The sequence below is a fragment of the Bradyrhizobium sp. 23AC genome, from assembly GCF_054863025.1.
In genome coordinates this window covers 226,118-238,414 of record NZ_JAVAYN010000007.1, presented here as the reverse complement: position 1 = coordinate 238,414, position 12,297 = coordinate 226,118, and the positions used below count along the sequence as shown (strand labels likewise).

The window sequence follows — 12,297 nt, the reverse complement described above, 5'->3', positions numbered from 1 at the left end:
CATGGCAAGGGTGCAGGCAGGTGAGGTCCAGCTCGGCTGGCGGGAGTGGGGGCGGGGCGACGTCGCCGTCGTCTTCATCCACGGCAATCTCGCCAGCAAGGATTGGATCGAGCTCGCCGCACCCCTGTTTCCGACGGGCCTGCGCGTCGTCGCCATCGACTGGCGCGGTTGCGGCGACAGCGATCGGCCGAAGCCGACCGCGGGCTATGCCAACTATTCCATGCAGCAGCATGCCGAGGACATGCTGGCGGCCCTCGATACGCTCGAGATCAGCTATTGCCATCTTGCGACGCATTCGACCGGCGGCATCATCGCCGCGCGCATGCTCTTGATGCAGCCGGAACGCTTCGGCCGCGTGTTCTCGCTCGATCCGGTGACGCCGCTCGGCATGACCTTCAATGCCGATCAGATCGGCCTTTTCCGCGCGATGATGGCGAACAAGGAGTTGACGCGGACGATCATGGCGACGGCGGCGTCCTCGCTGTTCGTGCCCGAGAGCATGGCGCCGAACGCGGTCCCGCGTTTTCGCGAAGGACTGCCTGAGATCCAGGCCCTGTTCGATCGCATCATCGACCAGACCTTTGGCGTCTCCGAAGGAATTTGGATCGGCACTCCCGTCAATCTCACGCGGGAGAAGGAAAGCCGTGAGCTGGAGCGCCGGATGCAGCAGCTACGGCATCCGCATCTGGTGCTGTGGGGCGAATGGGACGGCTGGATTCTTCCGGCCGACCTGCGTGTCATGGCTGAGGCGATGCCGGATTGCCGCCTCGTCATCGTGCCCGGCATCGGGCACTCGATGAATCTCGAACGGCCGGCACTCTATGCCGGCTATTTCGGTGCCTGGTTCGGAGGACTTCCCGCATGAGCGAAACCGACTGAAAGGAGCGACATCATGGTCGAAATCAATGTGTCCGCCGAGAGCATGCGTGCGTCACTGAGCGAGGCGCTCGGTCGCCTGCGCAAGGCCAATTCGGACTATTTCGAATTGCTGGAGCGTGCTCTCGGCTCGTCGCCGCTGCCGGTCGCGAACCAGGCGAAGGAGTTCTGTGCCTTCATGCAGCACAATGTCACCGCAACTTTCGATCTCGGCGACAAGTTGATCAACGCAAAGGACATGCAGGATGCGCTCAAGCTTCAAGCCGATTTCTTCGAGGACCAGATGCGCTCGCTGACCGACCAGGGCCGGGCCATGAGCGAGTCTGCGATGAAGGCGGCGGGAGGCATGTTCAGTCCGAAGGCCTGACGCGCTGTCGTTGTCTGCAGGGCGGGGGATCCACGTTCTTAGAAGGAGGACGGATCATGCTCAAATATTTGCTGGCGGCGTTCGCTATTCTCATTCTTGTCGGCGCCACGCTCGTGCCCGATGACGCCTATGCTCGCAGGGGTGGCGGCGGTCGTGGCGGTGGGTTTCATGGCGGCGGCGGGCGCGCGCATTTTGCCGGCGGCGGTCATGCCGGGCGCTTCCATGGCGGCGGCGGACATCGCTACGCTGGCCGGCCCCGGCCGAGCCACCCAATTGCGGGCCGTCCCGGCGGTCGACCCATTGCAGGTCGGCCGGGACGTCCGACCCACCCAATCGCGGGCCGTCCGGGCCGTCCAGGCTATCCGATTGCGGGTCGGCCCGGTTATCCCGGCTATGGCGGACGCTATCCCTACTATCCCGGCCGCGGCCTCGCTTACGGTGCGGCAGCCGGAGCTCTTGCGGCAGGCGCCTACTACGGAAGCGGCTCCTATAGTCAGGGCTGCTATTACGACACTTATGGCAACTGGACCTGCCCGCAGGGTAATCCGTACTATCCTTATTGATGAACGCAGAAGCGCAAGTGAGGTCGGTTATGGCCGGAACGAACAAGCTCTCGGTCGAGAAAGCTCTCGAAAAGTTGCGTCAAGATGATCAGATCAAATCGAGCGGAGAGCAGCGTGACGAAAAAAGTGAAGAGCTGCGTCGAGAGATCAAGCGCATGAGGGCGCAGCGATCGCGGCTTGATCGCGCGCCCTCCAAGTAAGGCGGGGATGGCGGCGGTAGCCTGCTTAGGTGTGTCCAGGCGCGAGCGCACACGGATCGAGCCGGCCAATGCTGGAGTAAAAGCGATGTGGGTGCTGATGTATGTCTTTTCCTACTCGATCAGTCCTGCCGCGACGAACGACAAGGCGGAATGGCGGCTCCTTCCGACGGTTGTCTTCCAGGAGTTTTCCAACGAAGAGCGGTGCCGGAAGGCCAAAGTCACGCTTGAAGGAAGCTTGAGCGAGGCGGGCACCAAGCTCCGAAGCGGCTTGGAGGATCTCAAGAGCCTGGGTAAAGCGGATCCAGCTCAGATCATCATCGCCTACAACGTGGAATGCCTGCCGAAATAGGCCTCATGCCGCGATTTAGCCCGGGTGCCCCCATCTGGGGACGCGAATCGGGTATCGGTATGAGACCCCCCGGCATCGTACCGATGGGTCCAAATTGGATCCAAGTTCGCGTTGCGCTCGGTCCGAAGCTAAGCTAACTCCCTGGCATTGTTACGAGGGAAGGGTGGCCGAGTGGTTTAAGGCACCGGTCTTGAAAACCGGCGTGCCCGCAAGGGTACCGTGGGTTCGAATCCCACCCCTTCCGCCAGTCTATCCGAACGGGGGATCTCTCGGTCGGGCTTTCCCGAGTAGGTGATCGGTGGACCAGGCGTTAAATCCGGACGGGCTCGACAAGCTCAAGCTCCGCATTCAGGCGTTGCGCGCCAAGACCATCGCCAATGGCTGCACCGAGGACGAGGCGCTGTCTGCCGCCGCCAAGGTTGCCGAGCTGCTGGATCGCCACGATCTGTCGCTCTCCGACGTCGAACTGCGTGCCTCGCCGTGCGAGCGGAGGGTCTTTGAGACCCATCGCAAGAAGCGAATTCCCCTGGACGACTGCATCGGCGCGATCGCTCATTTCTGCGATTGCCGGGTCTGGCGCGAGAAGAGCGCAGCCGGCGACAACATCTATGTGTTCTTCGGTCTCGGCGCGGACGTCGAGGTCGCGCATTACCTGGCCGAATTGATCGACGGCGCCGTGCGCGCCGAGCTTGGCCGCTTCAAGACCTCGGTCGACTACAGCAGGTTCCGGCACCAGGAGCGGCATCTGGCCAATGCCTCCTTCGCACTCGGGATGGTGGGGTCCATCGCGGACAGGCTGGTGGCGATCAAGGCGAGTCGCGATCAGGTCAACGAAGGCACCGGCCGCGGGCTGGTGGTCCTCAAGACCTCGGTGGTCGACGCAGAATTCGACAAGCTCGACCTCAATCTCCGGAACCAGCGCAGCTCCGGCCGGATGGTGTCGATGACGGCCTATGAAGCCGGTGGCGCCGCCGGAGCGTCGCTGGCCATCAATCCCGGGCTTGGCGGAGCGCGGTCAGGGACCACTGCCAAAGCAAGCTGAGCGCATCGGGGCGCGTGAGCTACGCCGTGCCACACGCGCCCTACGCCCATCTTTTTCGAGTGGGCAGCCTTGGCAAATCAAAAACCTCAGCTCTTCGGACCGCCACCTTTCAACGCGTTCCACGCGGCCTGGTTCGCCTGATCGAACGCCTTCCGAGACTCTGCGAGCGCGGCGCTCAGGACCGACCAGGATTCGCTGCCGGCCTGCTTCAGCTTCTGCAGACGCGCTTCGGCTTCGGACGCATCGGATTTCATCTGCTTGAGCGCGGCATCGACATCGACCGTGCGGGCTGCGGTCACTTTGCCCGCGGCGTCGCGAAATTTGTCCGCAGCTTCGCGCCAGGCCTTGGCCTGTGCCGCTGCGACGTCCTTGAAAGTGGCTTGCTGCTGCTCCAACTGTTTGCCGGCGCCTTCGAAGTAGGTTTTCACCTGGGCTTCGAATCCAGCCCACTGCTTTTCCAAATCGGCCTTGGCGTCCGTCCAGGCGGCTTCACCTGCTTCCGCCTGGGTCTTGAGCATCGCCCGAAACGCGTCACGGCGCGTCGTCAGATCGGACAGAAGTTGATCCGTCTTCACCTTGGACTCGGCCTTGGCCTGACCGGCCTTGACCTCGAACGAGGCCAATGCGGCATCCATCTCGTCGATCCGCTCCTTGGCCCAATTGAGGTAAAAATGCATGCTGCTCTGCTGTGACATGGCCGTCTCCATCTGCTTGACGACGTGAGATTCCCAGAGCTTCGGCCTGCTCGTATTGACCTGTCTCAATCATGCCGTGGTCTCGCGAAATTGCGCCGGCGGCAGCGCGGACTCAGCGCCTGGCAACCTCTACCTCCTGGATTCGTGGAACCCCTTGAGCGTTCAGCGCGTTTAGACGCGAATGCGAATTGCGAGGTCCACCTGCTTCAGAGCTCATCCACCCTGATCCCCGGCGACACCGTCTGGCGGCGGTGCAAGGCGCGGCACGTGGCGGTTCTGAACGATGCTGCCGCTTATTTCGCGGCCCTGCGCGATACGCTGCTCGAGGCGGAAGATATCGTCTACATCATCGGGTGGGACATCCACAGCGAGACCAGGCTGGTCGGATCGTCGGGGCGGGCGGATGACGGCTTGCCGGAACAGCTCGGCCCATTTCTGCGCGCCCTCGTTCACCGCCGGCCGGACCTGCGGATCAACATTCTCGTCTGGGACTTCGTCTCGTTCTACGCCTCCGAACGGGAATGGAATTCCGCGGCCAAATTCACCGCCGACACGGACGGCCGCGTCCGATTTCATCTGGACCCCACGCTTCCGTTCGGTTCGGCCCAGCACCAGAAGATCGTCTGTATCGATGGTTCACTGGCGTTCGTCGGCGGGCTCGATCTGACGATCAGGCGCTGGGACACCAGCGATCATCGCGCCGATCACGAACTGCGCTGCGACCCCCAGGGCAAGCCATACCCGCCGTTTCATGATGTTCAATGCGTGGTCGACGGGGATGCTGCCGCCTCACTGTTCGAACTGGCCGAGGAGCGCTGGCGTGCGGCAGGCCAACAGATGCAGGATCGGCGTGCGCAAAAGAGTATGCGCTGGCCGGCGGATGTGCCGGTCGAGGCTGAGCTCATGCCGGTTGGGATCGCCCGGACCGAAGTGGTCTGTCCTGCAGGTTCGACCATCAGGGAGGTCGAACGCTCCTTGATTGCGGCGATCCGGTCCGCGACGAGCTTCATCTACATCGAGAACCAGTTCACCAGCGCGATCAAGATCGCGCGCGAGTTGGCGGAGCAGATGCAGCGCGTGCCGTCGCTCCGGGTTCTGGTCGTCGCTCCAAAACTGCATTCCTCGTGGCTGGAATCCCAGGCCATGCAGAACGGCCGTGGCGCGTTCATCGACTGCTTCAGCGAGGCTGGCCTGGCAGATCGCATCCGCTTCGTCTACCCGGTCTCACGAGAGGGAGACACGGAAGCGGCCGTGATGGTGCACAGCAAGCTCATGATTGTCGATGACAGGATCTTGAGGATCGGCTCGGCCAATCTGAACAACCGGTCGATGGGCGCCGACAGCGAATGTGATCTGATCTTTGAAGCCGCATCCGACGAACATCGGGAGTCCGTCGCTTCAGTTCGGCATCGCCTGATAGCCCATTTTTGTGGCCTCGACGAACAGAGCGTCAGGCAAAACGACGATCGTCTTCTTGCTCTTATGGACGAGGTGTCGAAAGCCGATGGCCCGAAGACGCTGCGGGCAGTGGAAGCCTCAGTCCTGACCAGCACCCTTGCCACGATGGTTCAGCCGGTGGCGGACCCTGAGCGGCCCCTTCATCTCGAGCGGGCGGCATCGCGCATGTGGAGCACGAAGACCGTCATCGGGATCGTATCGATCGCCGTGGCGCTTTTTGGCTTGGCGATAGCCTGGTCGTACACCTCCTTAGGCGATTTCGCCGACACGGGCCGCATCTCGAATTTGCTGTCGACTTACTCCCAATCCGTCTGGGGGCCGCCACTCGCAATCGTGGCTTTTGTCGTCGGCGGGCTGGTGGTGTTTCCGGTGCTCGTGCTCATTGCAGCAACGGCTGCCGCGCTTGGGCCATGGCTGGGTTTCGCCACGGCGATCGCCGGTGTCTTGCTCAGCGCCTTCATTCTTTTCGTGATCGGGCGTGCCCTCGGACGGCAGCGGCTTCAGCAGTTGCTCGGACGACGCGCCGCACGGATCCAGGACCGCGTTGTCGGCAAGGGCGTCCTGGCTGTCGTCGTCATCCGGATGATTCCCATCGCACCGTTCTCGGTCGTGAATGTCGTGGCTGGCGCGAGCACGCTGCCTTTACGCGACTTCCTGCTCGGAACCCTGCTTGGCATGACGCCCGGTATTCTTGCCATGGCCGTGTTGGGGGCTCAGATCGCGGATTTGGCCCGCAATGCATCCTGGAGCAGCATGTTGCTGTTGGTGCTGGCGTTCCTGGGGTGGCTCGGCGTCTGCGCGGGCGCGCAATTCCTCGCGACCTGGCTCGCCGGGAGGCGCTGATGGCGCCGGTGCGTTTCATGACGTGGAATGTGCACGGCACGTTCAATCTCAATCCGAAGTTCGATCTGGAGGGGGTCTGCTCCATCCTTCGCAAATGGGCCCCTGATGTCGTCGCGCTTCAGGAGGTGGATTCGCGATCGAGGTCCGACGATCCGTTCGCGAAGCTGGCGAGTGTCGTCGGCGATCACCGCGTTCACGCCAAGTCGATCGTCACTGCGGATGGCGACTACGGTCAGATGCTCCTGAGCCGCTTTCCGTTCTCCGGGGTGCCCGAAATCGTCGACGTGTCGTATCGGGAGCGCGAGCCGCGCAGGGCCATTGCCACTGGCCTCCTGACGCCGGTCGGTGACGTGCGCGTGGTTGCCACGCATCTCGGCCTGAGCATCCACGAGCGGTATGCCCAGGCACAAACCCTGATGAGCCTGGTGAAACCCGGAAGGACCGTCGTCCTCGGCGATTTCAACGATTGGTTTTGGGTCAAGTCGGTGCGGCGGGTGCTCGCGCAGGCCTGCCCCAACCGTACGCGGCTGCGCACCTTCCCATCGCGCTTACCCCTTATGCGGCTTGACCGGATTTATGCGACGTCTGATAGCCGGATCGAGAAGGTTTGGACCGACGTGGAGGCGAGAGCCTTCTCGGACCATCTGCCCGTCATTGCCGATGTTGAGATCCAGGGGCCTTCGAGAACCTAGAAAATCTTTGTTGTCCAATAGTATAGCTACTGTGCATGGGGTTGTTTTTCGATATTTGTTGGGCGGGCGGTCAACTCGAGTTCCAATTTGCGGGACCGCCGGGTCCGTCTTATGGAACCCTTTCGCCGCGTCTGCGTTGTCTCCGCATGACTGAAGACCTTTCCTTCCGACGCAAACCCCTGACCCCCGAGCAGCGCCAGGCGCGCGATGCGGCACGCCGGATCGAGGCCGAAAAGGCCATGCGCGACCATGAAGAGGCGCAGAAGGCGTTTTACGCCAACAAGGAGCGGCTGAAGGCCGAACGGCTGGCGCGCGAAGCGGCGGCACCAAAGGCCTGATCCAACGCGGGTCCCGCCGGCAATCTTCTGACGCGATCGGTCCGGGCGATGCCGCCGGCTAATGCCGGTTCGACATCCGTGTCGCGCTCCAAGCCAGCCTCAGCGCCTGGACGGCCCCTGTGAACGCGCCACCGGGCGATTGCGCCTCGATGGCTTCGGCTGCGATGCGGCAATCGTCGGCGACCTTGAGCAACCCGCTTCGCGCGAGGTCCATGGTGGAGAGGGCGGCCTGCTCCAGGCAGACCCGTTCAAGCCGTCGAAACTCCCGCAGCTCTTTGTTCATGCGTCAGCTCTCGGTATGCCCCAAGCCATGCGGCGCTGAGTCTGCTTAACGATCAGTAAACGACCTCAACCTAGCCAAGTCGGCTGGCGCTGGGCTTGTGCGGGTCATGCACGCGCCCGGCGCGGGGGCCATCGGCGGGCTTGACGGCGTTTGGCTTCCGCCGGAAGCTTCAGCTGATCCGAACTGACGTGAAGCACGGAGACGTTCGCCCCCAACCAGTCCGACACCCATCAGCGCAAGTGCAAATGGAGCTGACCATGACCACGTTCGACAAGCGCGAGCAGGGCTTTGAGGCCAAATTCGTCCACGACGAGGAGTTCATGTTCAAGGCCACCGCCCGGTCCAACAAGCTGCTTGGGCTCTGGGCTGCAGGCCAGCTCGGGCTCAGCGGCGATGCTGCGGCAAGCTACGCAACCACGCTGGTGACGGACCATCTGGAGAGCCGGGCGATCGCCGATGTCGTGGACAAGGTGTCAGGCGATCTCGCCGCCAAGGGCATCGCGCGTGAGCAGGTCGCGCTGAAGCTTCAGGAGTGCCTGCACCAGGCGCTGGCGCAGCTCGAAGTGGACAAGCAATAAGGCCGACGTTGGTAACCTCACTCGGCATGCTTGCGCGTGCCGGAGTCACCGAGCTTGTCGACATAGGCAATGCCGATCGCCGAGGCGATGAAGGTGAGGTGGATCAGCACCTGCCACATCACGCCGGTCTCGGTGAAGCCGGCGCGATTCGAGCCGAGATTGCCGGCCTCGATGAAGGTGCGCAGCAGCGCGATCGAGGAGATGCCGATGATGGCCATGGCGAGCTTGATCTTGAGCACGCTCGCATTGACGTGGCCGAGCCATTCCGGCTCGTCGGGATGGCCCTGCAGGTCGAGCCGCGAGACAAACGTCTCGTAGCCGCCGACGATCACCATCACCAGCAGATTGGAGATCATCACGACGTCGATCAGCGCCAGCACGCTCATCATGATCTGCTGCTCGGTGAGATCGATCGCGTGCCAGGAGAGGTGCCAGAGCTCCTTGAGGAACAGCACGATATAGACGCATTGCGCCACGATCAGTCCGAGATACAGCGGCAGTTGCAGCCAGCGCGAGCCGAAGATGATCATCGGCAGCAGGCCCAGGCGCGGCGAGGGCGAACGGGGTTCGGTGCGGGGCTCGGATTGGGGTGAAAGCTCAACCGACATTCAGGCTGCGTCCTCGCAATCGAAGCGATCTCGCTTTCATCTAGCCCGATAACATGGCCGGCGGAAGACGCGCCGCGCGTCCCGCCGTCGGCGGATCGCGCCATTTCGTGCTAGCGTGCCGAGCGGCCATCGCGCGACGGCGTGGATCGGGAGGCGGGGAGTGACGAGCAGCGGCTTTCGCAGATGGTCCGGCGGCATCGCGCTCGCCGGCGCGATCATGATTGGCGCGAGCACCGCGGAGGTCTCGGCGACACCGCTGACGCCGTTTCGCTACGAGGCGCAGGCGCAGCGTCATTGCCCGCACGACAAGGTGGTCTGGCTCGACTTCAGGAAGGGCATCTACTACCGCAAGGGTCAGAAGCGGTACGGCCAGGGGTTCGACGGCAGCTTCGTCTGCCTGAACGAGGCCCGCGACGGCCGCTATCGCCGCTCCGTGCTGGGCCTGCGCTGAGCGGCGCCTGACGCCGGCTATTTCTGCGCCGGCAGCCTGACCGGCACGTGCGGGGAGGTGCTGATGACCCGGGGGCTGCCGTCAGGATAGGAGCGGTCGCCGCGGATCAGGGATTCCAGGACCAGGAAGAATTTCTCGGCAAGCATTCGCGTCACCCTCGTTGGTGATGGCCTCTGGAAATGAGTCGAGGCACCGAACGCGGGAATTCAATCAACAGATTGGGAGCGGGACATCGGCGCATGATGCGCCGCGATGGAGCTGTGCTGGAAGCGGGGCTCAGGCGAACGCCAGTGCCACGAGGCTCGAGCAGAGCAGGACCAAGCCGCCGGCGGTCAATGCCAGGAAGCCGTCAGATACCAGGTCATGGTTACGCATGTGACACCTGCCGCTCTCGTTTTCGATGCTCGGTCGGATCGATCAAAACTGTCCGAACGCGCCGCTTGAAAGAGGTGATGCTTGCCGATCGCGCGAGCGCCCTTAGGCCCTCGTGCGGTAACCTTCAAACGCATGGGCCAGGAAGATCCCCGCGCTTACCAGACCCATCAGTGCCGAAACCGTCTCGATCATCGTTAAATTCCAAATCCCGCCCTTGCATCCGAGAGAACGCGTACGGCCTTGCACAGTCAAAAGAATTCCAGTGAAGGCAGCGACAATGGGGGTGGAGTGAGGATTTGGCGCAACAGAATGTCCAGCCGTGGCACAGAGTTGGTGCCATCGCTCCGTAGAACAACGGAAAAATGCGAACGTCTCGTTTACCATCCCGGCGGGATCGCTGTGGGCTCCCCATTTCCGCCGTGTTCGGGTTGCGTTATCGTTACCGGATCCGACGCGGTGGTGGGCCGCCTCGGATTAAAGGACCGGATAGCGCTCCCCCGTCGCCAAAGCGGGTTGGGTACGCCTCCGGCAAAGTGGTATTTGGGGCGCATGGGGATCCGACGGTCAGATTCGGTTTTGCGGGCCGCGCGTGGTGCTGCGGCGGTCGCGGCCTGCGTTGCGCTTGCCAATTGCGCCTCCTCCAACAAATTCGCCAGCCGCGTCGATCCGAAATACGGCGTGTCCTCGAGTCCCCGGGTCGTGGCGTTCGGAGACCCGGTCCCGAAGGGCGGCGGCACCTATCGCGTCGGCAAGCCCTATGTCGTGGCCGGCCGGACCTATGTGCCGGAGGAGGACGTCAACTACCGCGCCGAGGGCATGGCGTCCTGGTACGGCGATGATTTCCACGGCCGCCTGACCGCGAATGGCGAAGTGTTCGACATGACCTCGCTGACCGCGGCGCATCCGACCCTGCCGATGCCGTCCTATGCGCGGGTGACCAATGTTTCGAACGGAAAGTCGCTGATCGTGCGCGTCAATGACCGCGGGCCCTATCACGGCAACCGCCTCATCGACGTCTCGAACAAGGCGGCCGAACTGCTTGAATTCAAAGGCAATGGCGTCGCCAAGGTCCGCGTCGAATATGTCGGCCGGGCGCCGCTCGAAGGCTCCGATGACCGCCAGCTTCTGGCGACCCTGCGTACCGGCGTTCCAGCGCCGTCGCCATCGATGGTCCGGGTCGCCTCGGCCAAGCCTTTCGTGCCGGAATTGCCGGGATCGAGCCGCGGTGCCATTCGCGGCGACGTGCCGATGCCGGAGGGGCGGCCCTATAATCTCGGCACCACCTCCGCCGACATGGCTTCGCTCAATGCGACCTCGGAAATGTCGGCCTCGAGCCGCAACCGGGGCCGGGCGGTCCACAACGCCCGCGCCGTGTCCTATGACGAGGACGGCCGCTACGCCGCCGAGAATGCGCCGTCATCGGCCGACGGGGCCGCCGAGGCCCGCAGCATCCTGAGCGGCCGCGGGCTCTACTAGACTGCGCTTTCGTTCAGGAATTGCACCAGCGCCCCGTTCACCTCGTCGGGCCGTTCCTGCTGCACCCAATGGCCGGCGCCCTCGATGATCAGCTTTTGCTTCAGGTTGGGCAGCACGCGCTCGAGCTCGTTGACGCGCTTGGCGCCGATCAGGCCGGTGATAACGGCGTCCCGGGAGCCGGCGATGAACAGCGAGGGCTGATGGATCTGCGCATCCTGCCAGGGCGCCGTCAGCTCCCAATTGCGGTCGATGTTGCGGTACCAGTTCAGCCCGCCCCGGAAGCCCGACTTGCGGAAGCTCTCGGTGAAATAGGCCAGATCAGCCTCGCCGAGCCAGGCGGGCAGCGGCTCCTCGGCGGTGGCGTGGCTGAGAAAGCCCTTGCCCTCCTGCACGAACATGGCGGCGGTGGGATCGGCGAGGCCGCGTCCCCCGAGCACGATACGCATGGTGCGGGCGACATCGCGCTCCAGCTCGGCCTCGGCGACGCCGGGCGCCTGGAAGTACTGCCAGTAGAAATTGGTGACGCCGCCCTGGCGCAACAGGTCGAGCGGCTTGCCGCGGCCGCGGAACGGTGGTGGCACGCTCAGGCCGGCGACCGCCGTGAAGATGTCCGGCCGGAACAGCGCCGCATGCCAGGCGACCGGCGCGCCCCAATCGTGGCCGACCACCATCGCCTTGGTCTCGCCGAGCGCCTGCACCAGGCCAACCACGTCGCCGACCGTGTCGAAGATCGAGTAGGCCGCAACGTCAGGCGGCGCGGCGCTCTGGCCGTAGCCGCGCATGTCGGGGGCGACGACGTGAAACCCGGCCGCGGCGAGCGCGGGGATCTGGTGGCGCCAGGAATAGGACAGCTCCGGCCAGCCATGGCACAGCACCACCAGCGGACCCTGGCCGGCTTCGCGGATGAAGAGGTCGATGCCGTTGGCCTTGATCACGCGGGTGGAAGACATCGCTTTTCCGCCTTGTTTCAGGGGTTTGGTCGAGAAACATAAGGCGCCACGATAGGGGCGCGGCGAGAATCGTGCAATCTCAGGGACAGGCGTCGAACCGCGTGTTGTTCGCATCTGTTCCAACTGTTAGAACGCCTCTCTCAGGGCTTCGCC

General features: G+C 63.6%; 17 protein-coding genes and 1 tRNA gene. 13 read left to right on the top strand and 5 right to left on the bottom strand.

Going from position 1 to position 12,297, the window contains the following annotated elements; translation table 11 throughout:
• Position 1: 1 nt before the first annotated feature.
• The 7 genes from RAD10_RS19185 (at position 2) to RAD10_RS19155 (ending at position 3,397) form a co-directional block, all read left to right on the top strand.
• Entirely contained in the window at positions 2-865 is an 864-nt protein-coding gene (locus RAD10_RS19185) for an alpha/beta fold hydrolase (RefSeq protein WP_461618770.1), read from the top strand.
• Positions 866-892: 27 nt separating this feature from the next.
• On the top strand, positions 893-1,243 hold the full coding sequence (locus tag RAD10_RS19180) for a phasin (protein ID WP_461618769.1): 351 nt from the start codon (positions 893-895) through the stop codon (positions 1,241-1,243).
• 56 nt (positions 1,244-1,299) lie between these two features.
• Positions 1,300-1,806 (top strand): hypothetical protein, encoded by a 507-nt coding sequence (locus RAD10_RS19175; RefSeq protein ID WP_461618768.1) that lies wholly within the window; start codon positions 1,300-1,302, stop codon positions 1,804-1,806.
• Positions 1,807-1,835: 29 nt separating this feature from the next.
• On the top strand, positions 1,836-2,006 hold the full coding sequence (locus RAD10_RS19170) for a hypothetical protein (protein WP_461618767.1): 171 nt from the start codon (positions 1,836-1,838) through the stop codon (positions 2,004-2,006).
• Between the two features lie 85 nt (positions 2,007-2,091).
• Positions 2,092-2,355, top strand: coding sequence for a hypothetical protein (locus RAD10_RS19165; RefSeq protein WP_461618766.1), 264 nt, complete (start codon positions 2,092-2,094; stop codon positions 2,353-2,355).
• Between the two features lie 157 nt (positions 2,356-2,512).
• Positions 2,513-2,602: transfer RNA gene (locus tag RAD10_RS19160), tRNA-Ser, on the top strand.
• Between the two features lie 51 nt (positions 2,603-2,653).
• Positions 2,654-3,397: a DUF7168 domain-containing protein gene (locus RAD10_RS19155; RefSeq protein WP_461618765.1), complete on the top strand. Its 744-nt coding sequence runs from the start codon at positions 2,654-2,656 to the stop codon at positions 3,395-3,397.
• Positions 3,398-3,483: 86 nt separating this feature from the next.
• Here RAD10_RS19155 and RAD10_RS19150 read toward each other — a convergent pair whose 3' ends face one another.
• On the bottom strand, positions 3,484-4,092 hold the full coding sequence (locus RAD10_RS19150) for a sll1863 family stress response protein (RefSeq protein WP_461618764.1): 609 nt from the start codon (positions 4,090-4,092) through the stop codon (positions 3,484-3,486).
• 267 nt (positions 4,093-4,359) lie between these two features.
• Between RAD10_RS19150 and RAD10_RS19145 the strand changes: the two genes are divergently transcribed.
• From RAD10_RS19145 to RAD10_RS19135, 3 genes are all read left to right on the top strand, one after another.
• Positions 4,360-6,393 carry a VTT domain-containing protein gene (locus RAD10_RS19145; RefSeq protein WP_461618763.1) on the top strand — a complete coding sequence of 678 codons (2,034 nt, stop codon included), beginning with the start codon at positions 4,360-4,362 and terminating at the stop codon, positions 6,391-6,393.
• Positions 6,393-7,085, top strand: coding sequence for an endonuclease/exonuclease/phosphatase family protein (locus tag RAD10_RS19140; protein WP_461618762.1), 693 nt, complete (start codon positions 6,393-6,395; stop codon positions 7,083-7,085). The genes RAD10_RS19145 and RAD10_RS19140 overlap by 1 nt, the downstream gene beginning before the upstream one ends.
• Before the next feature lie 146 nt (positions 7,086-7,231).
• Positions 7,232-7,423 carry a hypothetical protein gene (locus RAD10_RS19135; protein ID WP_461618761.1) on the top strand — a complete coding sequence of 64 codons (192 nt, stop codon included), beginning with the start codon at positions 7,232-7,234 and terminating at the stop codon, positions 7,421-7,423.
• Positions 7,424-7,481: 58 nt separating this feature from the next.
• Here the strand turns inward: RAD10_RS19135 and RAD10_RS19130 are convergent, their stop codons facing one another.
• Positions 7,482-7,706: a hypothetical protein gene (locus RAD10_RS19130; protein WP_461618760.1), complete on the bottom strand. Its 225-nt coding sequence runs from the start codon at positions 7,704-7,706 to the stop codon at positions 7,482-7,484.
• A 257-nt stretch (positions 7,707-7,963) separates the two neighbouring features.
• Here RAD10_RS19130 and RAD10_RS19125 point away from each other — a divergent pair, with 257 nt between their 5' ends.
• Positions 7,964-8,284 (top strand): DUF1476 domain-containing protein, encoded by a 321-nt coding sequence (locus RAD10_RS19125; RefSeq protein WP_038970337.1) that lies wholly within the window; start codon positions 7,964-7,966, stop codon positions 8,282-8,284.
• Between the two features lie 17 nt (positions 8,285-8,301).
• Here RAD10_RS19125 and RAD10_RS19120 read toward each other — a convergent pair whose 3' ends face one another.
• Entirely contained in the window at positions 8,302-8,892 is a 591-nt protein-coding gene (locus RAD10_RS19120) for a TIGR00645 family protein (RefSeq protein ID WP_461618759.1), read from the bottom strand.
• Positions 8,893-9,052: 160 nt separating this feature from the next.
• Between RAD10_RS19120 and RAD10_RS19115 the strand changes: the two genes are divergently transcribed.
• Positions 9,053-9,343, top strand: coding sequence for a hypothetical protein (locus RAD10_RS19115; protein ID WP_461618758.1), 291 nt, complete (start codon positions 9,053-9,055; stop codon positions 9,341-9,343).
• A 17-nt stretch (positions 9,344-9,360) separates the two neighbouring features.
• Here the strand turns inward: RAD10_RS19115 and RAD10_RS19110 are convergent, their stop codons facing one another.
• Positions 9,361-9,489 carry a hypothetical protein gene (locus RAD10_RS19110; protein WP_256379428.1) on the bottom strand — a complete coding sequence of 43 codons (129 nt, stop codon included), beginning with the start codon at positions 9,487-9,489 and terminating at the stop codon, positions 9,361-9,363.
• A 778-nt stretch (positions 9,490-10,267) separates the two neighbouring features.
• Between RAD10_RS19110 and RAD10_RS19105 the strand changes: the two genes are divergently transcribed.
• Positions 10,268-11,194 carry a septal ring lytic transglycosylase RlpA family protein gene (locus RAD10_RS19105; RefSeq protein WP_461618757.1) on the top strand — a complete coding sequence of 309 codons (927 nt, stop codon included), beginning with the start codon at positions 10,268-10,270 and terminating at the stop codon, positions 11,192-11,194.
• Here RAD10_RS19105 and RAD10_RS19100 read toward each other — a convergent pair.
• The gene (locus tag RAD10_RS19100) at positions 11,191-12,144 is read right to left on the bottom strand and encodes an alpha/beta fold hydrolase (RefSeq protein WP_461618756.1); all 954 of its coding nucleotides are present in this window, start codon (positions 12,142-12,144) and stop codon (positions 11,191-11,193) included. The genes RAD10_RS19105 and RAD10_RS19100 overlap by 4 nt on opposite strands.
• Between the last annotated feature and the right edge of the window lie 153 nt (positions 12,145-12,297).

What these genes read in the sequence shown, in the direction of transcription:
- RAD10_RS19150 (WP_461618764.1), bottom strand. Translation starts at nt 4,092, where the DNA reads ATGTCACAGCAGAGCAGCATGCATTTTTACCTCAATTGGGCCAAGGAG.
- RAD10_RS19120 (WP_461618759.1), bottom strand. Translation starts at nt 8,892, where the DNA reads ATGTCGGTTGAGCTTTCACCCCAATCCGAGCCCCGCACCGAACCCCGT.
- RAD10_RS19110 (WP_256379428.1), bottom strand. Translation starts at nt 9,489, where the DNA reads ATGCTTGCCGAGAAATTCTTCCTGGTCCTGGAATCCCTGATCCGCGGC.
- RAD10_RS19130 (WP_461618760.1), bottom strand. Translation starts at nt 7,706, where the DNA reads ATGAACAAAGAGCTGCGGGAGTTTCGACGGCTTGAACGGGTCTGCCTG.
- RAD10_RS19135 (WP_461618761.1), top strand. Translation starts at nt 7,232, where the DNA reads ATGACTGAAGACCTTTCCTTCCGACGCAAACCCCTGACCCCCGAGCAG.
- RAD10_RS19140 (WP_461618762.1), top strand. Translation starts at nt 6,393, where the DNA reads ATGGCGCCGGTGCGTTTCATGACGTGGAATGTGCACGGCACGTTCAAT.
- RAD10_RS19100 (WP_461618756.1), bottom strand. Translation starts at nt 12,144, where the DNA reads ATGTCTTCCACCCGCGTGATCAAGGCCAACGGCATCGACCTCTTCATC.
- RAD10_RS19105 (WP_461618757.1), top strand. Translation starts at nt 10,268, where the DNA reads ATGGGGATCCGACGGTCAGATTCGGTTTTGCGGGCCGCGCGTGGTGCT.
- RAD10_RS19125 (WP_038970337.1), top strand. Translation starts at nt 7,964, where the DNA reads ATGACCACGTTCGACAAGCGCGAGCAGGGCTTTGAGGCCAAATTCGTC.
- RAD10_RS19175 (WP_461618768.1), top strand. Translation starts at nt 1,300, where the DNA reads ATGCTCAAATATTTGCTGGCGGCGTTCGCTATTCTCATTCTTGTCGGC.
- RAD10_RS19185 (WP_461618770.1), top strand. Translation starts at nt 2, where the DNA reads ATGGCAAGGGTGCAGGCAGGTGAGGTCCAGCTCGGCTGGCGGGAGTGG.
- RAD10_RS19170 (WP_461618767.1), top strand. Translation starts at nt 1,836, where the DNA reads ATGGCCGGAACGAACAAGCTCTCGGTCGAGAAAGCTCTCGAAAAGTTG.
- RAD10_RS19180 (WP_461618769.1), top strand. Translation starts at nt 893, where the DNA reads ATGGTCGAAATCAATGTGTCCGCCGAGAGCATGCGTGCGTCACTGAGC.
- RAD10_RS19165 (WP_461618766.1), top strand. Translation starts at nt 2,092, where the DNA reads ATGTGGGTGCTGATGTATGTCTTTTCCTACTCGATCAGTCCTGCCGCG.